18 protein-coding genes are annotated in these 22,690 nt (G+C 50.9%); 17 read left to right on the top strand and 1 reads right to left on the bottom strand.

Annotation, left to right across the window (positions count from 1 at the left end; genetic code table 11):
- Nucleotides 1-17: 17 nt before the first annotated feature.
- Together BUC02_RS02765 and BUC02_RS02760 are read left to right on the top strand one after the other, a co-directional pair.
- Nucleotides 18-1,427, top strand: coding sequence for a hypothetical protein (locus tag BUC02_RS02765; protein ID WP_139260988.1), 1,410 nt, complete (start codon nucleotides 18-20; stop codon nucleotides 1,425-1,427).
- A 3-nt stretch (nucleotides 1,428-1,430) separates the two neighbouring features.
- A complete protein-coding gene (locus BUC02_RS02760) occupies nucleotides 1,431-2,048 on the top strand; it encodes a hypothetical protein (RefSeq protein ID WP_073318315.1) in 618 nt (205 codons plus the stop codon).
- Nucleotides 2,049-2,096: 48 nt separating this feature from the next.
- On the opposite strand, the gene BUC02_RS02755 is transcribed toward BUC02_RS02760, so the two are convergent.
- Nucleotides 2,097-2,543, bottom strand: coding sequence for a hypothetical protein (locus BUC02_RS02755; RefSeq protein WP_073318923.1), 447 nt, complete (start codon nucleotides 2,541-2,543; stop codon nucleotides 2,097-2,099).
- A 271-nt stretch (nucleotides 2,544-2,814) separates the two neighbouring features.
- Here BUC02_RS02755 and BUC02_RS02750 point away from each other — a divergent pair, with 271 nt between their 5' ends.
- The 15 genes from BUC02_RS02750 to BUC02_RS02680 all read left to right on the top strand — a co-directional run bounded on the left by BUC02_RS02750 (nucleotide 2,815) and on the right by BUC02_RS02680 (nucleotide 22,644).
- Nucleotides 2,815-3,288 carry a division/cell wall cluster transcriptional repressor MraZ gene (locus BUC02_RS02750; RefSeq protein ID WP_073318312.1) on the top strand — a complete coding sequence of 158 codons (474 nt, stop codon included), beginning with the start codon at nucleotides 2,815-2,817 and terminating at the stop codon, nucleotides 3,286-3,288.
- The gene (gene rsmH, locus BUC02_RS02745; RefSeq protein ID WP_073318310.1) at nucleotides 3,278-4,315 is read left to right on the top strand and encodes a 16S rRNA (cytosine(1402)-N(4))-methyltransferase RsmH; all 1,038 of its coding nucleotides are present in this window, start codon (nucleotides 3,278-3,280) and stop codon (nucleotides 4,313-4,315) included. Before BUC02_RS02750 ends, rsmH begins: the two co-directional genes overlap by 11 nt.
- The gene (locus BUC02_RS02740) at nucleotides 4,312-4,620 is read left to right on the top strand and encodes a hypothetical protein (protein WP_073318308.1); all 309 of its coding nucleotides are present in this window, start codon (nucleotides 4,312-4,314) and stop codon (nucleotides 4,618-4,620) included. Before rsmH ends, BUC02_RS02740 begins: the two co-directional genes overlap by 4 nt.
- Nucleotides 4,617-6,515, top strand: a complete 1,899-nt coding sequence (locus BUC02_RS02735; protein WP_073318306.1) for a penicillin-binding protein — start codon at nucleotides 4,617-4,619, stop codon at nucleotides 6,513-6,515. The genes BUC02_RS02740 and BUC02_RS02735 overlap by 4 nt, the downstream gene beginning before the upstream one ends.
- The gene (locus BUC02_RS02730; protein ID WP_073318304.1) at nucleotides 6,516-7,943 is read left to right on the top strand and encodes a UDP-N-acetylmuramoyl-L-alanyl-D-glutamate--2,6-diaminopimelate ligase; all 1,428 of its coding nucleotides are present in this window, start codon (nucleotides 6,516-6,518) and stop codon (nucleotides 7,941-7,943) included. It abuts the gene before it with no gap.
- The gene (gene murF, locus BUC02_RS02725; RefSeq protein WP_073318302.1) at nucleotides 7,936-9,318 is read left to right on the top strand and encodes a UDP-N-acetylmuramoyl-tripeptide--D-alanyl-D-alanine ligase; all 1,383 of its coding nucleotides are present in this window, start codon (nucleotides 7,936-7,938) and stop codon (nucleotides 9,316-9,318) included. The genes BUC02_RS02730 and murF overlap by 8 nt, the downstream gene beginning before the upstream one ends.
- Nucleotides 9,319-9,333: 15 nt before the next feature.
- The gene (locus BUC02_RS02720) at nucleotides 9,334-10,509 is read left to right on the top strand and encodes an FtsW/RodA/SpoVE family cell cycle protein (RefSeq protein ID WP_073318300.1); all 1,176 of its coding nucleotides are present in this window, start codon (nucleotides 9,334-9,336) and stop codon (nucleotides 10,507-10,509) included.
- The gene (gene murG, locus BUC02_RS02715) at nucleotides 10,506-11,576 is read left to right on the top strand and encodes an undecaprenyldiphospho-muramoylpentapeptide beta-N-acetylglucosaminyltransferase (protein WP_073318298.1); all 1,071 of its coding nucleotides are present in this window, start codon (nucleotides 10,506-10,508) and stop codon (nucleotides 11,574-11,576) included. The genes BUC02_RS02720 and murG overlap by 4 nt, the downstream gene beginning before the upstream one ends.
- A complete protein-coding gene (gene murC / locus BUC02_RS02710; protein ID WP_073318296.1) occupies nucleotides 11,576-12,958 on the top strand; it encodes a UDP-N-acetylmuramate--L-alanine ligase in 1,383 nt (460 codons plus the stop codon). The genes murG and murC overlap by 1 nt, the downstream gene beginning before the upstream one ends.
- Nucleotides 12,959-13,024: 66 nt before the next feature.
- Nucleotides 13,025-13,831, top strand: coding sequence for a cell division protein FtsQ/DivIB (locus tag BUC02_RS02705; RefSeq protein WP_083564353.1), 807 nt, complete (start codon nucleotides 13,025-13,027; stop codon nucleotides 13,829-13,831).
- Nucleotides 13,824-15,065 (top strand): cell division protein FtsA, encoded by a 1,242-nt coding sequence (ftsA, locus tag BUC02_RS02700; RefSeq protein WP_073318291.1) that lies wholly within the window; start codon nucleotides 13,824-13,826, stop codon nucleotides 15,063-15,065. The genes BUC02_RS02705 and ftsA overlap by 8 nt, the downstream gene beginning before the upstream one ends.
- 34 nt (nucleotides 15,066-15,099) lie before the next feature.
- Nucleotides 15,100-16,746 carry a cell division protein FtsZ gene (gene ftsZ / locus BUC02_RS02695; RefSeq protein ID WP_073318288.1) on the top strand — a complete coding sequence of 549 codons (1,647 nt, stop codon included), beginning with the start codon at nucleotides 15,100-15,102 and terminating at the stop codon, nucleotides 16,744-16,746.
- 749 nt (nucleotides 16,747-17,495) lie between these two features.
- Nucleotides 17,496-19,004 (top strand): hypothetical protein, encoded by a 1,509-nt coding sequence (locus BUC02_RS02690; protein ID WP_139260987.1) that lies wholly within the window; start codon nucleotides 17,496-17,498, stop codon nucleotides 19,002-19,004.
- Between the two features lie 87 nt (nucleotides 19,005-19,091).
- Entirely contained in the window at nucleotides 19,092-20,276 is a 1,185-nt protein-coding gene (gene purT / locus BUC02_RS02685) for a formate-dependent phosphoribosylglycinamide formyltransferase (RefSeq protein ID WP_072800186.1), read from the top strand.
- A 70-nt stretch (nucleotides 20,277-20,346) separates the two neighbouring features.
- A complete protein-coding gene (locus BUC02_RS02680; protein WP_073318282.1) occupies nucleotides 20,347-22,644 on the top strand; it encodes a hypothetical protein in 2,298 nt (765 codons plus the stop codon).
- Nucleotides 22,645-22,690 lie beyond the last annotated feature (46 nt).

Raw genomic sequence — 22,690 nt, 5'->3', positions numbered from 1 at the left:
ATATTAAAAAGGTCTGTATGAAACATATCCTTCAAAAATGCTTGATATTGTTCTTGCTCGCTTACGGTTTTTCAGGTGCAAGTTTCTATTACGAACATTCTGGTAACAGTGATGTTGCTGTCGAAAATGCTCAGCCCAAAATCGAACCCCAAAAGGGCGAATGTCGCATGAGCAATGATGAACTTTCGAATGGTAAACGGAAGCTGCTTCAAAAATATAACGAGTGCGTGAACGCCTATTCTGTTAATTCGGTACATGTTCTTTGGTTTAAGGTTTGGGAGGGCGAGTCTGGTGTAGATGAACGTGCGACATGCTTTAGGGAACTCTCTCAGGAAATTATCCGGATGAGTGACTGCGCAGAACAGAGCCTTGACAAAGGGGCTTTAATGTCGCTCGATGAATTTACGGGCTACATGCTGAATTTGGGATTCACGGAATACTTTTTTGGAATTATCCTCAACTATGATTCGTTGAAGTCTTATGAAGCGGAAACCAAAATCGTTGATGAATTCGACATGGAAGATGAAAAGTATTTGTTCAAGGATCGGGATTATTCCGAACTTATTCAAAACATGCCCGTGGATAGAGAAAGCAAGGATGTTGCGTTGCTGTACTTGAATTACCTTAGGTACAAGTATGGCGATTATGGTTGTGAGCAAGTTGCATTCCATTACGAGTGCTCTTTTGATAAAGTTGAAAACGATAAGAAGGCTTTCTTGAACCGTTATTCCGATAGCAAGTATAGTGATTTCGTAAATCAAGTCATCGTTGATTATGAATCAGAACGCTCCCGTATACAAGCTGGAAAACAACATGAAAAAGATTTGAAGACGGCCCAAAGTATTGCGAATGACTTGAAAGAGAGAAAACTCTGGATGGCGTTAAGTTTATTTGGCATGATTGGTTTTCCTCAAACGGATGGTCCAATTTCTATTGATAACGAGTATGATGTCTCTACCATGTATACTTTGGGGCTGAAGTGGCAATACCGGAGATTTTTCCTGCAATACCAGTACTATATGGCTCCCGGGACAACATTTGATGATTCCTTTGCCGAAAACGGATTTTTTGTGATGTTGGGAGGATCTATCGGTACCCTTAAAAGTTGGTCGATCGATTTGTTCCTAGGAGTGAATTCTGTGAACACGCATGGTAAATATCCGAATTTGGAGGATTCTGATTTCGAACCCTTGGTTGGTTTGCAGTATAGCAAAGCGATCCAATTGACGGATTGTATTAGCTTGGTTCTTTCTGCACAGGCCGCGTGGACAGGCTTTTATTACCAAGAGCTCACTGCTGACGATCGACCTAGCGCCCAAGAAGCTGCTACGCAGCTTCACTTGAATTTCGGCGTGGGAGTTCGCTTCTGGACACCGAAACCGCGCTCGATGTATGATGAAAAATATTTGGATTTGATTGAGGAATAGTTTATGCGTCAAATGGGCCTTGCGTTTGCATTTGCGGTGTTGTTCCTTGTGGGGTGTTCCGGTAAACATTCCCTGGTGAACCCGGAATGGAAAAATGCTCCAGATTCATACACAGTGCTTGTGAGCAGACCATTTGTTGGAAATCCTGACGATGTGGCAGATGACCTTCCGGAATACACATCAAATTTTGAAGAGTGGTTTAGCGCAGAAATTGCGACGGCACTTGAAAAAAGAACCGAAAAAAAGCCTTCTGTTAAGGTTGAACTCGATGAGAATTTTAATTTAGTTCCACTGAAATTTGGAAAAGAAGCCTTTTTACAGACTCCGATTCCGAATTTGGATCGTATCAGCGGTCTTCACGGTGTAGTTATTAGTATACACCCAATCAAGTTCAAACGTAAAATGGAAAAACATAACAGTGCAAGTGGAACAACAGTCGATCATTGGTTAGTGGTGAATGGTACATATAGTATTGTTTCTGCAGATGAAGAAAAGATTCTCGCCTATGGATTGTGCTATGGAATATCGAGCTTCAAGTTTGCGATGACCAAGGGGGACTGGGAAAACGTTGTAGATGACCTTGCGAAAACGGTAATTCAAGACACTCCGCTCGAAAAATAGCGATAACAAAACTATCGTTCATTCTGCTATGAAATCGCCTTCGAAAATCTAAAACGTGTAGCGCACGTCTAAAAGCAACGATTTACCCGTAGACGCTCTCTTTGACACCGGATTAAACATCATTCCATTGAGTCCCCAATGTTCATTGAAGTCCCAGTTGAAACCGGCTGCGACTTCGGTCTTGGTGTCTGCGCCCTGGGCCTCGTTAATCAAGGTAAAGCCCGTGAGAAAATGGAAATTGTTGCCGCCCAAGTAAATCAATGCTGGAACACGAAGATACTGCGTGCGAAATCGTTGCCACATCATATCGAATGTCATGTACACGCCGTTTTCTTGACTCAGGCGAACCTTTAAGCCGAGGCCTGCATCCAGTAACCCCGCATGCAAAAAGAAGTGGCATCTGGATTCACTCCTTGCAGATTCAGTTTTTTTTGCGGCAAAGCCAGAGGCCGAAAAAAACATCAAACAAACCAAGACCATCTTTAACTTATTCATCACACCCAAAATAGATAATCTTTCAACAAAGCGTGTTCTAGATTGAAAGACGAGAGATTTCTTATCAAGCGCTTTTTTTGACGACTGTGCTGCGACATTAATGTGTTGCACCTTTTTGTGTAGTGAACTAATGTTCACTATCTATTAGCCGGACCTGGAACCGAAGTATGCTTTTTGTATGCTTTCGGGGTGAAAATGTCAGCTCTATCTTGCCAAAGTGGTAGAAAATGGTAGATTTGTACTGTGTTGTGGTAAAATGTGTCAAACTAGTATGAACTTTACGTCTTTCATAGGTCAAGCCCAAACGGCTATCGATGGAAAGGGAAGGTCTTCCTTCCCCAGGGAATTCCGTCGTCAGCTCGGGCCAACCGAGGGCGAAGAATTCGTGATCACTCGTGGTCCGAATCGTACGCTTCGGTTGTTTACCTTGCCGGAATATGAAAAGTTCATGGCGGACTTGGACTCGAGGTCCGACCGCCGTCAAGCTGACCTAGTTCGGAGAGGCCTCGCGCCCACGGTAGTGGAGCTCGATGGTCAGAACCGCATTTTACTTCCAAAGATCTTGTTGGAGTATGCTGGTCTTAAGGGCGAAGTCCTTTACGTACAAGCTAGCGGAAAAACTCTTGAACTATGGAATCCTGAACGTTATAACGAAAAGTTCGGCTTGCAGACAGAAGATGCAATTGCCGCCTTCGATGCCGCGTTCTATGGAGAAAGCTTGACGGAGGGGTCCGATGTCCATTAATAGCCTCCGCAAGAACGAATTACATACAAATGAAATTTTGAGCGGCCGCGCAGCGGCTGCCCATTCCGAAGCAGCCCTCGCTGGCATCGAAAACGGCGTGTTCTATCACGATCCGGTGATGCTCAAGGAATGCCTTGAAGGTCTGAACATCAAGCCGAACGGTACTTATAGTGATTGCACCCTGGGTGGTGGCGGTCATTCTTACGCTATTGCAAACAAGTTAAATGAAGAAGGAACGCTTCACGCTTTTGACCGCGACGAAGAAGCCGTTGCCTTTGCCACAAAGCGCCTTGCTGGTGTAAAACCCAAGTTCATTGTGCATCCGGTTCGCTTCGGTGAACTGAAGAACGAAATTGCGCCGAATACCTTGGACGGCATTCTCTACGATTTGGGCATTAGCAGCCACCAGGTAGATGCCTCGGACCGCGGCTTTACTTTTGTGGGCGACAATCCGCTGGACTTGCGCATGGACCGCCGCGAAGGTGTTTCTGCACAGGAATGGCTCAAGACGGTAGATGCAGATACGCTCGCCGCTGCACTCCGCAAGAATGCCGATATGGATCGCGGCTTTAAGCTGGCGACTCGCCTGATTGAAATGGCTGCCTCCAAGGGTGACCGGGAAATTTTGCCTTCTGACGTGAAGGCTGTCATAGAATCCGTGTTCCCCGACAAGAGGCGCGAAGTGAACGGCCTTTTGGCCCGCGTGTTCCAGGCGATTCGCATGGAAGTGAACGGCGAACTCAAGGAAATCGAAGATAGTCTGCGTGCTGCCGTGGACTGCCTCAAGGTGGGTGGCCGCCTAGTGGTGATGAGCTACCACTCCGTGGAAGACCGCTGCGTTAAGGAAACGGCCGCTGAATTTGAAAAGGCCTGCATTTGCCCCGAACACTTGCCTGTGTGCACATGCGGTGGCAATCACCAGCGCCTGAAAAAAGTGAATCGCAAGCCGATTCTGCCTTCTAACGAAGAAATTGCAAACAACAGCAGGGCTCGCTCTGCAAAGCTTAGGGTGTACGAACGGGTATGAGCGAAAAAAATCAAAAATCCCTGTTCAACTCTAACCGCACCATTGTGTGGGTGTTTATCTGCGCCGTGCTGGTGGCAGGGCTTTTGCTGATTTTGCCGTTGTATATGCAGAACTGCTTGTCCAAGCTTTACTTGAAGTCCCAGGATCTTTCTTATAAGATCGGGCAGCTGCAGCGTGAAAGAACCCTGCAGGAACTTGAAATCAACAAGTTGTCTTCTCTTGAAAACTTGTCTGTCTTTGCAGACAGTGCCGGTCTTGACTTGAATGGCGTGCCGACCAAGGTTCGCGTAACGGGGGCTCCATGAATATAATCAATATGGACGCTCTTTCGGTTGCGAAGATGATTGTGCTTGGCGCAATCGGTGTTCTGGCATGGCAGACCTTTAATATTCAGGTGCTGAACCGTGAAGTGTACCAGGCCGAAACCAAGAGCATGGTAACCCGTACCAAGAGCATTTATGCCGAACGCGGTGAAATCCTGGACCGTAACGGTGTCGTGTTTGCCAAGAACCTGCGCGACACCGGCAAGGCCGAAGACTACAGCCGAATCTTCTTGCAGGGCAAGCTTGCCTCGCAGATTGTGGGCAAGGTCGGTTACGATGGCGAAGGCAGCATGGGCATGGAGCGCATGTACGACTTGCGCCTGCGCGGTAACGAAGGATTCCGCGTGGGTATCAAGGATGCCAGGGAACGCGAAATTTTGGGACGCTCCGAAAACGTGGCCGAAGCAAAGCCCGGCAAGAATCTGGTGCTCACGATTGACCGCGACATGCAAGAAATCGTGGAAAAGGCCCTGAAGGATGGCGTGATTGAATTCAGCGCCGCCAGCGCCTCTGCCGTAGTTGTGGACCCGTACACGGGCGAAATCCTGGCCATGGCAAGTTACCCGACTTTCGACCCGAACTCCAAAAAGCAGGGTGTGGGCAAAATGGCGAAGAACGACATCGTTGCGATGTCTTATGAACCGGGCTCTACCTTCAAGGTGATTACGGCTGCGGCGGCACTTGAAAACGACGTGGTGCCCGAAGATACCGTGTTTGTGAACGAGGGCAAGTGCTGGAGCTGGAGCGCCCGAGCCGAACGCATTTGCGACACGCACATTTATGGCGATATGGATATGGCCGAGGCAATGGTGCAGTCTTCGAACATTGTCTATGCGAAGGTTGCCGACAAGGTGGGCGCCGAAAAGCTTTACCGTATGGCCCGTAACTTCGGCTTTGGCATGAAGACTTCTGAAAACCTGGCGGGTGAAGAAGCCGGTCGCCTTTACATGCCTTACGAACTGACTCGTGATGACCGTACCCTTAAAACGATGGGCTTTGGCCATGCTGTTTCTGTAACGCCAATCCAGATGGTGATGGCTTATGCGGCTATTGCGAACGGCGGAACTCTGATGGAACCGATGATTGTAAAGGAATGGCGTGATTCCGACGGAAACCTGGTCGAAAAGAAGGACCCGGTAAAAGTGCGTCGCGTGATTTCGGAACGCACGGCGGCCTCGATCCGCAAAATGCTCAATCGCGTGGTGAACAGCGGTACGGCAAAGCGCGTGGCTAGCAAGAAGATTCCGGACGTGATTTTTGGCGGTAAGACCGGTACGGCTGAAAAGTACAACCAGGAAACTGGCAAGTATGACCGCGAACACCAGGTGGCATCTTTCATTGGCCTTGCTCCGGTCGAAGATGTGCGCTACGTGTGCATGGTCCTGGTGGACGACCCGAACGCGGACAAGCTTTATGGTCACACGGGTGGCGCAACGGCAGGCCCGATTTTCCGACGCATTATGGAAGGCATTTACTACCATCCGAAGCTTTCGCCGGTATCGCATGATCTTGAGTTTGTCAAGATGAATACGGCTTGCGAAGGCGACTACGTGGGAATGCTTGGAGAGACAGCAAAGTCTGTGGCAGCAGGCAAGAAATGCCCGGTGACTTTTGAAGGCGAAGGTTCTCGAGTGATTGCCGTTCGCCGCGACAAGACGGATTCTTTGGCGCTGGTGCTCAAACTTGGCGATGTCGACGCTTCGACGATGCCGGACTTGAAGGGCCTTTCGCTGAAAGATGCTCTTGAAATTGCTGGAAACATTCGCATGAATGTGGAATATACCGGAATGGGCCGCGTTGTGTCTCAGACGCCGAAAGTCGGGGAAACGCTCCATAAGGGTCAAATTTGCAAGCTTACGCTCAAGGAGAGGGGCTAAATGATTTCTGAAACGTTGATGCAGAAATTGAATGTACAGGGCCTGTGCGACGACTCCCGCCGCGTGAAGGCTAAAGATTTGTTTTTCTCGATGCCGGGTGAAAAAGCCGATGAATTTGCAAGAACCGCTTTGGCATCGGGTGCTGTGGCCGTGGTGAGCGAAACGGTTGCTCCCGAAGGCTTGACTTCGAAGTGGATTCAAGTGGCCGACGTGAAGGCCGCCCGCCTCGAAGCAGCACAAGTTTTCTACAAGAACCCGTTTGCAAAGCTTAACGCTCATGCCGTGACGGGTACGAACGGAAAGACCACCAGCGCATTCTTGATGGATGCGATGCTTACGGCTGCTGGCCGCAAGGTGGCCCTCCTTGGAACGATCAAGAACAAGATTGGCGATACTTCGGTACCAGCCACCCTAACTACACCGGGACTTTTGGATTTGTATGCCTTTGCCGCGAAGGCGGTGGAGGCCGGTTGTACGGATTTGGTGATGGAAGCGTCTTCGCACTCGCTGGATCAGGGACGTATGGCAGGCGTGCTTTATAAGAGCGCCTTGTTCAGCAACCTTACGCAAGACCATCTCGATTACCACAAGACAATGGATGCCTATTTTGAGGCAAAGAAACTTCTGTTTACGCGTTATCTGGCAGATGACGGCGTTGCTGTTGTCAATATCGATGATGCGTACGGACTGAAACTATACGATTCCCTAGCCGGGATTGGAGCGGACCGGAGGGTGGCTGTCTCGCGTCTAGGGGTCGTTAGTGCTCTTGTGAAGCCCGAAGGGGCTGTGAAGAATACCGAAGACGGACTCAAGATGCTTTTGCCCGCCATTAGCGCTGAGCCGTTTGAAACTCCGTTGTGTGGCGACTTTAACGTAGACAACGTGATGCTGGTGCTTGCTTGGGCAAAGACAATCGGTGTGGCCGAATCTGCCATGCGCAAGGCTCTCTCCGAAGTCCGTGTTCCGGGCCGTTTCGAAAAAGTCTGGAACAAGAATGGCCGCCACGTGATTGTGGACTACGCCCACACTCCCGATGCCCTCGAACGCGTCCTTACGACCGCGCGAAGCCTCTGCCGAGGCAAACTTTCGTGCGTATTCGGCTGTGGCGGTGACCGCGACAAGACCAAGCGCCCGATTATGGGTGCGATTGCCGAACGCATTGCGGACAAGGCTTGGCTCACCTCGGACAATCCGCGTACCGAAAATCCGACCGACATCATCAACGACGTGCGTGCCGGCATGAAGACGGACAAGTTCAGCGTCGTCGAAAAGCGCGAAGAAGCGATTGCCAAGGCTTGTGCCGAACTTAAAGATGGCGACTGGTTGGTGATTGCGGGCAAGGGCCACGAAGACTACCAGATTGTGGGCAAGACCAAACACCACTTTGATGACCGCGAAGAAGCGGTGAAGGCGATGGAAAATGTATAAGCTGGATTTGAAAATCAAGGAACTCTTGGAAATCCTCGAAACCTACTCGGTAGGTGTCGATGGCCGTACCAAGAACCGCAAGGTGAATCTTTGCATGGATTCCCGCGAACCTGCCAAAGGTGTTGTGTTTTGGCCAATCAAGGGCGCCCGTTTTGACGCCCACCAGTTTGTAACACAAATGGAAAAAAATGGAGCATTGATGAGTGTCGTGAATGCAGATGCCGAAGGCATTGAAAACTTCAAGATGTATGCGCCCGTCGACGATACGACGAAAGCGCTCCTCAAGCTCGCCAAGGGCTACCAGAAGAATTTCAAGGTGAAGAAAGTTGCCATTACGGGCAGCAACGGCAAGACCACCACTAAGGAAATGGTGAAGGCCGTTCTTTCGCAGAAGTACAATACGCACGCTACCGCCGGTAATTTCAACAACCACATCGGTGTGCCCATGACGCTGTTCCAGCTCAAGCACAGCCACGAAGCGGCTGTTATCGAAATGGGCACGAGCGGCCCGGATGAAATCCGTCCGCTCTCGCTCGCTGTCGAGCCCGATGTGGCCGTGATAACGAACATTGGCGCCTCTCACCTGGAACGCCTCAAGGATTTGGACGGCGTGTTCGCCGAAAAGAAGACGATTGTCGCGGGCCTCAAGAAGAACGGCGTGCTGATTGTAAACGCCGATGACCCGCGCCTTTGCAAGTGCCGCAGCAATACCAGCTACAAGGTGGTGACCTTTGGCGTAAAGCGAGGCATTATCAAGCCCGAAAAGCTCGAATGGAACGAAGACAACTGTGCCACTTTCTTTGTAGACCGCACCAAGTTCACGCTGAACGTACCGGGTATCCATAACCTTTACAATGCCCTTGCCGCTATTGCCGTGGGGCTCCAGTTCCGCGTGCCCAAGGCCGAAATCGCAAAGGCTCTTGCGAATTTCCGTTCGACCAATATGCGCATGGAAATCAAGAACGCAAATGGCTTCAAGATCGTGTCGGATTGCTACAATGCGAACCCGTCTTCGACCAAGATGGCCTTGCAGACCATTGGCAACATGAAGGTGAACCGCCGTATCGCTGTTCTTGGCGATATGCTGGAACTCGGCGCCCAGACCGACGCCCTGCACCAGGAAATGGGTGCCATGGTGCCCGAAATGAATTTCGATATGCTCCTGACCGTGGGCGAAAAGGCAAAACTTTATGTGAAGGGCGCAAAGGCCAAGGGCATGAAGGCTGCTCACCACTTTGCAAACGTTCAGGAACTGATTGACACCCTCACCGAAATCGTGGCCGAAGGCGATGTGCTCCTGATCAAGGGCAGCCGCGGTATGCACATGGAGACTGTGGTGGATGCCATGCTTAAACTCACGAAGGTCAAGGCTTAAGGATATAACGAAGTAATGGAAAACACAGTTGCAAATACCGGCATGAACAAGCTGCTCCTGGTAGTTGTGTTGCTGCTGATTTGTTTGGGGGTGCCTATCGTGTATACGGCATCGGCCCATTTTGCTGTGTCTCATGGACTTCCTGCAGAATACTACTTGCAGAAGCACCTGATCAAGGCTGTGTTTGGCTTGATTCTGATGCTTGGCCTTGCCCGATTCCTGGATTACGGTCACTGGGTCTGGCTCGGTCGCATTACCTTCTTTGTAGGCGTTGTCCTTACGATTGCGGCTCTTGTGTCGGGCCACGGTGTCAAGGGTGCGAACCGCTGGATTTTGGGCATTCAGCCTTCTGAAATCATGAAGCTCGGCATGCTCATCTGCATTTGCGGAAAGTTCTCGCAGGCAGGCGACAACATCAAGAGTGTCGCTTGCACTATCATTCAGCCGGGAATCTTCTTTGGCATTACGGCGTTTCTCTTGATTATGCAGCCGAACTACTCGATGCTTATGATGCTTTCGATGGTCGTGATTTGCGTGATGCTCACGGCTGGTGTGAATTACAAGTACCTCGCCATTGCGATTGGTGCCGCCATTCCGCCGGGAATTATCATGCTGCTCATGACGGGGCATTCGAGTAAGCGTATTCAGGCGTTTACGGCTGCCGAAGGCGAAATGGTCGCTTCGAACTGGCAGGGTGAACATGCTTTGCTCGCTTTGGGTAACGGCGGATTCTCGGGAACCGGATTCGGCATGGGTGTGCAGAAACTGGGTTACTTGCCCGAAGTTCACAAAGACGTGATTTATGCGGTGGCTGGCGAAGAATTCGGATTCTTGGGAACCTTCTTCTTGCTTGCCTTGTATGCGGTTCTGTTTGCGCAAGGATTCTCGATTGCACGCCAGTCTTCGACCCGATTCGGAAAGTACTTGGCCGTGGCTCTCACGTTCTCGCTTTTCTTCAACTTTTTGGTTCACGTCTGCGTTTGTGTGGGTCTTTTCCCCACGACGGGCCAACCTCTCCCGTTCATAAGCTTTGGCGGAACCAATTTAATTTACAGCTGTGTGGCGGTGGGTATTCTTTTGAACATTTCTAGACCAAATACAGGCAAGATGATCAAGGAACCTTATATGAGCGGAGCTTCGCTCGAAAGCAGTGCCTACAGAAACTATGAATATTCAAGGAGTGGCGTATGAAAAAGTTCCTTTTCGTATGTGGCGGTACCGGTGGCCATATCTTCCCGGCCGTAGCCATTGCAAATAGCCTTAAAAAGATGGGCGTGACCGACATTACTTTTGCGGGCCGTAAAGATTCCATGGAAGAACGCTTGGTGGCAAAAGACTGGCCCTACGAATACATTTCGGCTGTTCCTCTGCACCGTGGCCCGTTCCTCAAGAATTTGGCCTTGCCGTTCAATTTGTCCAAGGCTTTGGTGCGCGCCAAGAGCGTGATTAAGAAGGTAAAGCCCGATGTTGTCGTGGCAACCGGTGGCTATGTGTCGCTCCCGATTGTGCTTGCCGCAGGCACTGCCGGCATCCCGGTTTACCTGCAGGAACAGAATGCGGTGGCAGGTGTCGCCAACAAGGTGGGCGCCCGCTACGCAAAGACCATCTTTGTAACCTCCGAAGAAGCTGCCAAGTTCTTCCCGGTAGAAAAATGCATGATTTTTGGCAACCCGGTTCGTGAATTGCCGATTGGCGATTCCTTGCCGCGTCCGGCAGAATTTGCTCCGGGCAAAAAGGCCGTGTTTATTGTTGGTGGCTCTCAGGGGGCAGTGGGCATCAACAACAAGATTGAAGAAAGCATCAAGACCATTGCCGCCCGCGACGATGTTTCCGTGGTATGGCAGGTGGGTGTCAAGAACGTGGAATCCATCAGTTCTCGCGTGGGTGAAGTCAAGAATGTGGCAGTTCGCGGTTTCCTGGATGGCATTTACGCCTACATGAAACATGCCGACTTGATTATCAGCCGCGCCGGTGCTTCTGCCTTGGCCGAAATCTTGGCCTTCGGTAAGCCTTCGATCCTCTTGCCGTTCCCGCATGCAACTGCGAACCACCAGGAACATAACGCCCGCGTGGTAGAGAAGGCGGGTGCCGCCCTTGTGGAACTTGACGCCGAAGAAAATCACCTGTGGGAAAAGGTGGAACAGCTCTTGGCTGATGAAAACCGTTTGAATTCGATGGCCATCGCGGCGAAAAAGCTCGGAATGCCCGATGCTGCCGACCAGATTGCTCGTGTTATCCTCTCTAAGGAGAATGATTAATGCAGATTAATGATTGTAAGCGTGTCCGTAAGCTTCATTTCGTAGGTATCGGTGGCGCCGGTATGTCCGGTATTGCCGAAGTGCTCCACGACAACGGTTTCGTGGTGAGCGGCTCCGATACCGGTGAAAGCCAGGTGATTGATTACCTGAAGGGCCTTGGCATTAAGGTATTCTCGAAGCACGAAGCTTCTAATGTGGAAGATACTGACCTCGTTGTTTATTCTTCTGCGGTTCCGCACGATAACCCGGAACTTGTTGAAGCCCGCAACCGCCGTATTCCGGTGATTCGCCGAGCAGAAATGCTGGGCGAACTCATGCGCATGAAGTACACGCTTTCGATTGCCGGCACTCACGGCAAGACCACGACCACCTCTATTGTGGGAGCTATTTGGGAAGAAGCCGGCCTTGACCCGACCATTATCGTGGGCGGTGTAGTCAAGGGTAAGGGCAGTGGAGCTAAGGTCGGTAAGGGTGACTACCTGATTGCCGAAAGCGATGAATTTGACCGCAGCTTCCTTTCGATGATGCCGTCTTCTGCAATCATCACAAACATTGACGCTGACCACTTGGATACCTACGAGAACATTGAAGACATCAAGGATGCCTTCGTGCAGTTCGCAAACAAGATTCCGTTCTACGGCCAGGTGATTGTCTGCCTCGACGACCCGAACGTGCAGCAGATTTTGGCCCGCCTCAAGAAGCCTGTGATTACTTACGGCTTTACTCGCCAGGCCAAGTACCGCGTAGATAACCTGCGCTTTGAAAAGGGTTTTCCTGTATTTGAAATTTTGAATGACGGCGAAAGCCTGGGTGAATTCAAACTCCAGATTCCTGGCCGCCACAACGTGCTGAATGCAACCGCTGCCGTAGCCCTCGCCATCGAGGAAGGCATCTCTGCCGATATCGCCCGCAAGGCCTGCGCCGAATTCGAAGGCGTCAAGCGCCGCTTTGAATTCATCGGCGAAAAGAACGATGTCCTGGTCTTTGATGACTACGCCCACCATCCGACCGAAGCAACGGCGACCTTGCTCGGTTTCCGCGACGCCTTCCCGGACCGTCGCATTATCGTTGCATTCCAGCCGCACCTGTTTACACGTACCCGCGACCAGCACGATGCCTTTGGCGGTGCCTTTGCGAACTGCGATGTGCTCTTGGTGACTGACATTTACGCTTCCCGCGAAAAGCCGATTGAAGGCGTGACGGGTGCGCTCGTGTCGAACAGCGCTTCGGACCGCGGCCACCGTGACTCCCGCTTTGTGGGCGACCAGCTGAACTTGCTGCCGATCCTCAAGAAGGAATTGCAGCCGGGCGATGTGGTGGTGCTCATGGGCGCCGGAAACATCTGGAAACTGGGTGAAAGAATTTTAAAGGAATGCCTCTAAGGGAATTGTAGAAAGTACTAGGGATTAGAATTGACTGGACGTAAGACAACATTACTCGGCCGTCGAATGGGCTATAACGAACTGAAGCGCAAGCAAGAGCGCGTCCGCAAGGTAAAGGACGGCGTGTCTTCGGCTTGGCATTGGTTCAAGCGCCGCGGCTGGATTTTCTCCATTATCTTGGTGGTTCTTGCAGTCCTTGCAATTCATAACCGCTTCTACTTGCAGCATTTCAATCCGCTGGAACTGCGCCACTTGCAGTATGTGGAAATCGAAGGCAACCGTATGCTTTCTTGGGAAGACGTGATGCAAGGTGCCCAGGTTGAAACGGGAATGCTCATGTCGGAACTGAATGCCGATTCTGTCGAAGCTTCGCTCATGCAGCTTCCGATGATTCTTTCGGCAAAGGTCGAAAAGAAATTCCCGTCTTCGCTCTACATCAAACTGCACGAAACTTCGCCGGTGCTTACGGTTCTTTCGGAGGGCCGCGCAACGATCTATTCCGAAAAGGGCTATCCGCTCCCGTACTCGGTGGCAACGGCAATGAGGCTCCCGGTAATGGATATGGCGGCAATGGAACACGTGAAGGCTGTAACCCAGTTCCTAGTAGAAATGCGTAAGTACGATGCAGAACTTTATAATCGCGTGTCGCAGGTGACCTGGTCTACGGAAGATGAATGCATGAAGGTCTATTTCAGGGATGTGGGCTTTACCGCGCTCTTTAGGGATCTCAAGTCGAACAAGGACCAGTTTACGCTGTACAAGTCTCTTGAAAATGGGTTTGCAAAGGATTTACTTTGCGCAGGTGAAGTCGATATGCGCTATTCGGGCTTTGCCTATGTAAGAAATTATGATAAGAGGTGCGTCAATGGATGACAATAAACAGGACAAAAGAAAAGACGAATACATCTTTGGCCTTGACATTGGTGAATCGAAGATAAACCTGTTCGTGGGTGTTTCCGAAGGTGAAAACGTTCGCGTTGTGGAATGCGGCGATTTCCCGCTCAAGAATGCCGACGAGTTCGATTCTGTAGTGGAAACATTACAACAGGCTGTCCAAGTCATTGAAAATACGACTCGCGTCGATGTGCACGATGTGTACGTGGGCATTGCCGGTAAGCATGTGCGTTCCTTGGATACCCAGGGAATCGTGACGCTCCCCATGGGCGAAGTTCGTGAAGAAGACATTGACAACGTGACGAAGCAGGCGAGTACCTTGCCCGCCTCGGCCGGTGAAATCATTCATATCTTCCCGGGCGAATACAACCTCGACGACGAACCGCATATCCGTAACCCGAAGGGCCGTTCGGGCCGTCGCTTGGGCGTCGATGTCCAAGTGGTGACCGTGAAGCAGAATGCCTTGCAGAATCTGGCCAAGTGCGTGAACCGCGCAGGCCTCAATGTGGCAGGCTTTGTGCTGGAACCCTTGGCGGCAGCAAGTGCCGTGCTTACCAATGACGAACGCGAATTGGGTGTTGCCCTCGTCGACATTGGCGCCGGTACGGCAGACATCGCCGTGTTCGTGAATGAATCCGTTCGCTTCACCTTCTCTTACGAATATGCCGGCAACTCGATTACGAGCGATATCAGCCGTTGCCTCAACGTGCCTATCGCTCTTTCGAAGGCCGAAGAAATCAAGAAAAAGTTTGGAACTTGCGTCATCAGCAACTTGATCGAAGACGATACCTTCCCGGTTCCGGCCGTGGGTAACCGTGGCGATGTCTCTTGCTCCCGCAAGCTTCTTGCCGAAATTATCACGGCGCGCGTAGGCGAAATCTTCTACAAGCTCAATGAACAGCTCAAGGTTCACCAGCTCGATTCCATTATCAATGGCGGTATCGTGCTTACGGGCGGTTGCTGCGCATTGGAAGGCATCGAAGATGTCGCATGCAAGGTGTTTGGAAAGCCGGTTCGTGTTGGCCGCCCCAAGGGCATGAGCGGTATTCAGGAAGCCTACCAGAATCCGTCTTACGCAACGGGTATTGGCCTCTTGTATTATGCGAACAAGCAGCACCGCGAAAAGAAAAATCGTGAAACGGGAACGCAGATCGCGGTTTCCATGAAGAAAGGATTCCAGCGTGTTCTCGAAATCATCAGGACTTATTTATAACAACATCAACACTCAACATCAGGGAGATAAAAACATGAGTGAAATCGATAACTTCAACTTCGAGGTAAAGTCTCGCGTAATGGGCGAGGAACCATCCTTCAACAATGCCAAGGTCAAGGTGTTCGGCGTCGGCGGAGCCGGCGGCAATACTGTGAACCGCATGAAGCGTATGAATATTGAAGGTGTGGAATACTATTCCATCAATACCGACGCAATGGCGCTTGATTTGAGCCTCGCTGACCACAAGATTCTGATTGGCGAAAAGACCACCAGAAACTTGGGTGCCGGCATGGACCCCGAAGTCGGTCGCAAGGCTGCTGAAGAAAACTTGGACGATATCAAGGAAGCCATGAAGGGCGCTGACATGGTGTTCGTGACTGCCGGTATGGGCGGTGGTACGGGTACAGGGGCTGCTCCGGTGGTGGCAAACATTGCCCGCGAACTCGGTATCCTCACGGTTGCCGTGGTTACCAAGCCGTTCCGCTTCGAAGGTAACGCTCGTTCCACTATTGCACAGGAAGGTATCAACGCCCTCCGTGCCGCTGTTGACACCATCATCGTTGTCGAAAATAAGAAACTTTTGACTCTTCTCCAGGCCTCCAACCAAAAGGCCACTATGGATGAAGCCTTCAAGATGGCTGACGAAATCCTTGGCAACGCAGTGCAGAGCATTTGTGGCATCATGTTCCGTCATGGCCTTGTGCATGTTGACTTTGCCGATATCCGTAAGGTCATGCTCAAGGGTGGCTCGGCTCTCATGGGTACCGGTTATGCTCAGGGCGAAAACCGCGGTATCATGGCTGCTGATATGGCTCTTGCCTCTCCGCTTCTCGAAGACATCAATATCGAAGGCGCTTCTGGCGTGCTCGTGAATGTTGCCCACGGCGAAAACTACTCCTTGCTTGAACATAGCGATGCTATGGATCACATTTACGAAAAGGTCGGCGAAGCAGGTAACCCGAACATCATTATCGGCGATATCACTGACCCGGCTCTCGGTGACAAGGTTTGCATTACCATTATCGCTACTGGTTGCGGTGGCACGGCCGTCAATCAGCCTAAGGTCAATACTACTTCTGCTGGTTTTGGCTTTGGCAACTTCACCGTTCCGCAGCAGACCATTCAGCAGTCTGCTCCGGTTCAGCAGGCTCCTGCCGCTCCGGCTGGCATCCAGCAGGCTACTCCGCGTCCGACCGGTTTCAACGTGTTCGATTTCCAGACCGTTAAGCCCGAATCCACGGAAATGTTTACCCGTCCGCAGTACACGCCCGCTTCTCAGCCGGCTCCTGAAGCTATGACCTCTTCCATTCCGTCTCTGACCGAAACGTCCGTGATGCGTTCTGTGAATGCTGCCATGTTCAGCTCTCCGGAATTCAACGCTGCTGCTCCGGCCGAAGAAGAAGTGGTGTCCCAGGGCTCCGAAACTTCTGAAATGTCTGCTGTTGCCGAAGAAGACCGCATGAACGGTGGTGTTCCGGCTTACGAAGCTCCGTCTTACGAAACTCAGTACGACATGCCTGCTTACGCTCGCAATGCAGCCAATGGCGCTACCGTGACCATGGAACGCCCGGCTGCTACGCGTCAGGAAGTTGTTGAAGAACCGGCTCCTGCCACTCCGGCAACGATCGACTTCAGCCTGCCTGCCTACCTGCGCAACAGAATGAACACGAATAACTTCTAATGAGTCTTGCTGAAAGAATCAGCAAGGTCTGTTCCGCGGCGAAAGCCCCGGTGGGTTTTGCTGAATTCCCCAAGAATTAAACACACACACAACGAGTGCGCGGGTGCGCACTCACCACAACACAAAAGGGTCACCTGGGTCTCCCTGCCTGGGTGATCCTTATTATGTCCGCTCGGCTCTATAGTATTCATGAAAATGTGATATCGCCTCGCTCTCGCCTTCACGACCAACTTACGTTTGGTCGTTCCGGCTCACGTAATCTATATATACCGCAATGCTCTATAGTATTCATGAAAATGTGATATCGCGTTGCTCTCGCCTTCACGACCAACTTACGTTTGGTCGTTCCGGCTCACGTAATCTATATATACCGCAACGCTCTATAGCATTTATGAAAATGTGATATCGCCTCGCTCTCGCCTTCACGACCAACTTACGTTTGGTCGTTCCGGCTCACGTAATCTATATATACCGCAACGCTCTATAGCATTCATGAAAATGTGATATCGCGTTGCTCCCCCCGCAAGGGGGGCCATGTCCACATAAGCACTAAAGTGCTAAGTGGCCAAAGGTCGCCAACACGCCACGCTTACGCTGTGCCGCTTATGGCTCGCGCCCAATCCGCTCGCGTTATGCCGGAAAACCTTAATTTGTCATGCCCGCGGAGGCGGGCTTCTCCTTTTTTACTTAAATTTCTTTCTATGAAATTGAAGTCCTTATTTTTTGGTTTATGTGCTCTTGGAACGGCTTTGGCTTTTGCAGAGTCTTCAGATTCTGCTACGTACAAGGGCTATTTCCAGATTGGTACGGATTTCAACTTCGGTTTTAACGGTGGCCCGACGGATCCGACGTTCGCGGTCGATACGGCTGAATATTACGGCAACAACTGGCGCGGACTTCGCGTACCTCTAGAAAACGCCCGCAGCTACGAAGAACATATCGATCCGTTCTTTACGCTTAGTTTTCGTGCGGGCTATGGCGATTTCCATTTCTTGATGGAAGCGCCGCTGCGCAAAGATATCGAAGCCTGGTACGATAGTAAGCTCAAAACGAATTTTACCTACAAGCCGAGCGAACTGGACATTGGCGTGCCCATTAACGCTTATGCCTTGTGGAACAACCCGGTGGGTTACGTGCAGTTGGGTCGCTTTGACCCCGATCTCAAAGTTTCCCCGAATGATCTCGCTTTGGGAGGAACCCCTTACCATGATGGATTGCACTGGAAGTTCAAGGCCGGTATTTTCCGCTATGATTTCTTGGTGAGTTCGCTGAATGCTTGGCTTTTTGACGATGTCCCGGGCGCTGCGGACGAAACAGGTTGCGTTTACCCGAAGGGCTCCGAAGCGGCTGAACAAAAGTGCCCCGCACACGGCAAGCAGGCGAGTAACCAGCGCGACCGCATTTACGACGACAACGTGAAAAATCTCGTGTACCACCGCATCGGTGTCGAAACGTCGCACTTTTGGACTTACATTATTGAAGAAAGCATGGTGGGCGGCAAGGATTTGGAATTCCGCTCCATGAATCCGTTCATGTTCCTGCACAACAATTTTGCGGGCGGCTACACCAAGGCGGTCACGACTTTTGAACTCGGCTTCACCCCGATTCGAACTTCCAGGTTCTATGGACAAATCAACATGGAAGACATCAACAGCCCCGTGGGCGAAGATGACGACAAGGGCACGAACCGCAGCATGATCAGCTTCATGGCGGGCTACTACCAGGAAATTCCGACGCGCCGTTATGGTACGTTCTCTTGGCGCTTCGATGTGGTTCGCACTGACCCGTTGCATAACAACGGCCGCTTGCCTTTGCTGGAATATTCGAGCCGCCGCCTTTACCGCAGTAATTACCGCGAACAGGACGACCCCGATTACGCCGATATGTACTTTGTCGATTACCCGATTGGTTACCGCCGTGGCTCCGACGCTTTGGATATGTGGCTTGACCTCGGCTGGAAATGGGGGAGACATTCCCTCAAGATGACGCTTGCCTGGCTGCAGCAAGGCGACAAGGAACTTTACACTGACTACGATGTCGCCATTCAAGAAGAAAAGGCCCCGTCTGGCGTAAAGGAATCGCAGGCATTGGTCGATGCGCTTTATTCCATGCAGTATAACAGCTGGTTTGGCTTCTACCTCGGCGGCGGGTTCCGCAGTTACGAGAATTTAGCTCACGACAAGCACGAAGACGGCAAGGATGGCTGGATCCGTTCCGGCATCAAGATGACCTTTAATCCGGTCGATACGAAGTTCTGATTGAAAACAATCCCTTTTTCCCTGTTAACTTCCTACTTCCAACTGTCTACTATATCTATATTTTCCTTGTAAACCAAGGAGTTTAATATGGCAGAAATCGGTACACCTCTAAGTTCTAGTGCCACCAAGGTGCTGTTTTGCGGAGCTGGCGAACTCGGCAAGGAAGTTATCATCGAGATGATGCGTCTCGGCGTCGAAGTGATTGCCGTGGACCGTTATGCCAATGCTCCCGGCATGCAGGTGGCTCACCGCAGCCACGTGATTAACATGCTCGACGGTGCCGAACTCCGCCGTGTGATTGAACTGGAAAAGCCGGACTACATTGTCCCCGAAGTCGAAGCCATTGCGACCGACACGCTCGTGGAACTTGAAAAAGAAGGCTACAACGTCATTCCGACGGCCAAGGCCACCAAGCTTACCATGAACCGCGAAGGCATCCGCCGCCTTGCCGCCGAAGAACTCGGCATCAAGACGAGCCCGTACCGCTTCGCCGACAATTTTGAAGACTTCAAGGCGGCCGTCAAGGAAATCGGCATTCCGTGCGTCATCAAGCCGGTCATGAGTTCCTCGGGCCACGGCCAGAGTGTCATCAAGACCGAAGCCGACATCCAGAAGTCTTGGGACATTTCGCAGCACGAAGGCCGCACGGGCCACGCCAGCCGCGTGATCGTGGAAGGCTTCGTGCCGTTCGATTACGAAATTACATTGCTCACGGTTCGCCATGTGGCGGGCACGAGTTTCCTGGAACCGATTGGTCACCACCAGGTGGGCGGCGACTACCAGGAATCTTGGCAGCCGCAGCCGATGAAGCCGGAACTCCTGGAACAGGCCAAGGTCATTGCGAAAAAGGTGACCGACGCCCTTGGCGGTCGTGGCATCTTCGGCGTGGAACTTTTCGTTTGCAAGGACGAAGTCCTGTTCAGCGAAGTCTCTCCGCGTCCGCACGATACGGGCATGGTGACGCTTATCAGCCAGGATCTTTCTGAATTTGCGCTGCATGCTCGCGCTATCTTGGGCCTGCCTATCCCGAACATCGCGTTCCACGGCCCGAGTGCCTCGAAGGCAATCGTCGTGGACGGCAATTCCGATCATGTGAAGTTCGGTGGCTTGGAAGAAGTCCTTGCAGAACCTGACACGGCACTCCGCCTGTTCGGCAAGCCCGAACTCAAGGGCCACCGCCGCCTGGGCGTGCTGCTTGCCCGCCGCGACACGGTGGAAGAAGCCAAGGCGCAGGTTATGGCCATGCGCGAAAAAGTCAAGGTGACGCTGTAGTTTTTTATTGCGAGGGGAGACCCCCGAGCGAACCATTACATCGTTTGGTGATTATTGAGAAGAGGATTCTATGAAAAAAATCCTATTTCTCGCTTTGACGTCTATGGCGTTCGCGGCCAAGACTGTTACGTCGTCGGTTCCCACGCTTGATACCGACGGTTGTTACGCCATTTCGACAGCCGAAGAACTGTTCGGCTTTGCAGACATTGTGAATGCGTCTGAAACTCACGACGAATGCGGCAAACTCATGAATGATATTGCCGTTAATGAATTTGTCGGTAAAGGTGGTATACTCAGCGTAAAAGGGAATTCGGTTTTGTGGACACCGATCAAGCTTTTTAGCGGTGTGTTTGACGGACAAAATCATACTATTTCGGGCTTGATGAACGAGACGCAGGATTCTTCGGATATAGGGCTGTTTGCAGAACTTCGCGGAAATCTAAGCGATAGCAATGCTCCTGAAAAAAAGGCAGTCGTGAAGAACCTGCGGTTGGTCCAAACGTATTTTTGGGGAGGTGAGGGTTGCGTTGGTGGAATCGCCGGAAAAGCCGAATCCGCTGAAATCCTGAATAGCCGATCTTCCAACTTTGGGACTATAAATTCTCAAAAAATTACCGGTGGCTTGATTGGTTGTGCGAGTGATGTTAAAATAAGCGAATCGTCCAATCATGCCTATGTTTCTACATCGTCACGTGATACGGTTAATTCTGCTTCAGGAGGCTTGGTGGGCTTTAACAGCGGTAGTCTCTCTATTGTGAATTCTTACAATTCTGGCTCTGTCCGCGGTAACGTTGTTGGTGGTTTTGTTGGTTCTTCGGTAGGAAAATTAAATATAGTCAACGCAATTAATTTGTATGCAGTTTCGGGTACCTTTGAGTCAACGCCTATTCGCATTTTAGGTAAGTACAATGAGGCCGAAACCTATGTCGATAATTGCTTTTATTATGGAGATCATGAGCATGAGGCAAATTCTTTTGCGGCTTTGGCAGATGAAGATAATCTCAAAAATGGCGTGATAGCAATGTTGCTGCGTGGCTACAATAAGGATGGTGTAGATGGTTCTGTATGGGGACAACATATTGGAGCGTCCGGTCTAGAATTAAGTGGAAAAATGTTGGTAGAGTATCATATAGATATGTATGATTTTGATTCCCTGGTTGTCAAGACTCCTGCACTTGTTGATGATTGCTACCAAATCGGCTCGACAGAAGAACTTTATGGATTCGCTGTTATCGCGAACATGTATTCGTATAAAAAAGTTCCTGTGTGTGGTAAGTTGACGAAGGATATCGTTGTCAACAAGGATATTCTCAAGAACGATACGTTGAATGGAGATAGGTTCGGTCGAATTCGTTGGTATCCGATAAAAGATTTCAATGGATCATTTGATGGAGCAGGACATACGATATCGGGTCTGTTTTTTGAAAATGATTTTCCTGGCACCGCTGCGGCGGAATTACATATGGGACTATTCGGCTCGGTTAAGGGAACCGATAGCCTTCGCGAAGTAAAAATTGAAAACCTTGGCATCGAAGATTCGTATTTAATGAGTGACAACGTTGCGGGAGCCTTTGTCGCGCTTGTCGATGCTAACCATAAGGGAACTTTGTCCATAAAAAATTGCCATTCTTCATCGTACGTGGGTTCGCTGACTTCGGGTGGACTTGTTGGAAAACTGAACGGAGGAAATCTCGTTATCGAACAGTCCTATGCGACAGGGCGAGTTGACGGTACTTTTAGCGGAGGCTTAATCGGTAATGCGTATGCGAATTTTAAAATTGTCAATTCCTACAGCGTTGCCAGTCTTCAAAATGGAAACGGTGGTGTGTTGATTTCCGGTGTCGGATATAACTCCAAGGGCCATGTTATCAATTCGTATGGACTCGATTTCGGTGCCAAGAAAATGTCACGAGAAGTTTTACCGTTAATCGGTCAAGTCGATGACGGTTCTTCTGTAGAATACGTCAATGCGTTCTCTGATAAAACGCTAGGTGCCGAAAGTTTCTCGGATGGGACTGTGGCCGTACAGCTTCATTACTACAACGCAGACGGCATCAATGGCGATGTATGGGGACAGAATGTGGGAACGGACCTTTATCCGGTCTATAGCAAGACCGTCCCGGATAGCACCGGAAAGACTTCGTTTGTCGTTTCCCGCGCGGCGTCGCCTGTGAATGTTCGTAGCGCTGGCCGCATGGTCGAAATCTCGGGCATGCAAGCGGGCGAGGGCTACGCACTCATGGATATGCAGGGCCGCCTGTTGCAGCGTGGTTTCGCAAGCGGTTCTGTTGTCGCATTGCGCGTGATGCAGCCGGGCCGCTACTTGATCCGGGTCGCGGGTCAAACGAAAGCGGTTACAATCCGGTAAGTGAAAACCCACGTCATTGCGAGGACCGCAGGGACGAAGCAATCTA

Source organism: Fibrobacter sp. UWOV1 (assembly GCF_900142495.1).
Lineage (GTDB): Bacteria > Fibrobacterota > Fibrobacteria > Fibrobacterales > Fibrobacteraceae > Fibrobacter.
The sequence above is the reverse complement of the archived record's forward strand: the minus strand, read 5'-3'. Positions and strand labels throughout refer to the sequence as shown.

Excerpts from the sequence above, each read along its gene's own strand:
- purT (WP_072800186.1), top strand. The coding sequence starts at position 19,092 with ATGGCAGAAATCGGTACACCTCTAAGTTCTAGTGCCACCAAGGTGCTG.
- rsmH (WP_073318310.1), top strand. The coding sequence starts at position 3,278 with ATGTCCATTAATAGCCTCCGCAAGAACGAATTACATACAAATGAAATT.
- BUC02_RS02760 (WP_073318315.1), top strand. The coding sequence starts at position 1,431 with ATGCGTCAAATGGGCCTTGCGTTTGCATTTGCGGTGTTGTTCCTTGTG.
- BUC02_RS02750 (WP_073318312.1), top strand. The coding sequence starts at position 2,815 with ATGAACTTTACGTCTTTCATAGGTCAAGCCCAAACGGCTATCGATGGA.
- ftsZ (WP_073318288.1), top strand. The coding sequence starts at position 15,100 with ATGAGTGAAATCGATAACTTCAACTTCGAGGTAAAGTCTCGCGTAATG.
- BUC02_RS02735 (WP_073318306.1), top strand. The coding sequence starts at position 4,617 with ATGAATATAATCAATATGGACGCTCTTTCGGTTGCGAAGATGATTGTG.
- BUC02_RS02740 (WP_073318308.1), top strand. The coding sequence starts at position 4,312 with ATGAGCGAAAAAAATCAAAAATCCCTGTTCAACTCTAACCGCACCATT.
- murF (WP_073318302.1), top strand. The coding sequence starts at position 7,936 with ATGTATAAGCTGGATTTGAAAATCAAGGAACTCTTGGAAATCCTCGAA.
- BUC02_RS02720 (WP_073318300.1), top strand. The coding sequence starts at position 9,334 with ATGGAAAACACAGTTGCAAATACCGGCATGAACAAGCTGCTCCTGGTA.
- BUC02_RS02680 (WP_073318282.1), top strand. The coding sequence starts at position 20,347 with ATGAAAAAAATCCTATTTCTCGCTTTGACGTCTATGGCGTTCGCGGCC.
- ftsA (WP_073318291.1), top strand. The coding sequence starts at position 13,824 with ATGGATGACAATAAACAGGACAAAAGAAAAGACGAATACATCTTTGGC.
- BUC02_RS02730 (WP_073318304.1), top strand. The coding sequence starts at position 6,516 with ATGATTTCTGAAACGTTGATGCAGAAATTGAATGTACAGGGCCTGTGC.
- murC (WP_073318296.1), top strand. The coding sequence starts at position 11,576 with ATGCAGATTAATGATTGTAAGCGTGTCCGTAAGCTTCATTTCGTAGGT.
- BUC02_RS02755 (WP_073318923.1), bottom strand. The coding sequence starts at position 2,543 with ATGAATAAGTTAAAGATGGTCTTGGTTTGTTTGATGTTTTTTTCGGCC.
- BUC02_RS02765 (WP_139260988.1), top strand. The coding sequence starts at position 18 with ATGAAACATATCCTTCAAAAATGCTTGATATTGTTCTTGCTCGCTTAC.
- BUC02_RS02705 (WP_083564353.1), top strand. The coding sequence starts at position 13,025 with ATGGGCTATAACGAACTGAAGCGCAAGCAAGAGCGCGTCCGCAAGGTA.
- murG (WP_073318298.1), top strand. The coding sequence starts at position 10,506 with ATGAAAAAGTTCCTTTTCGTATGTGGCGGTACCGGTGGCCATATCTTC.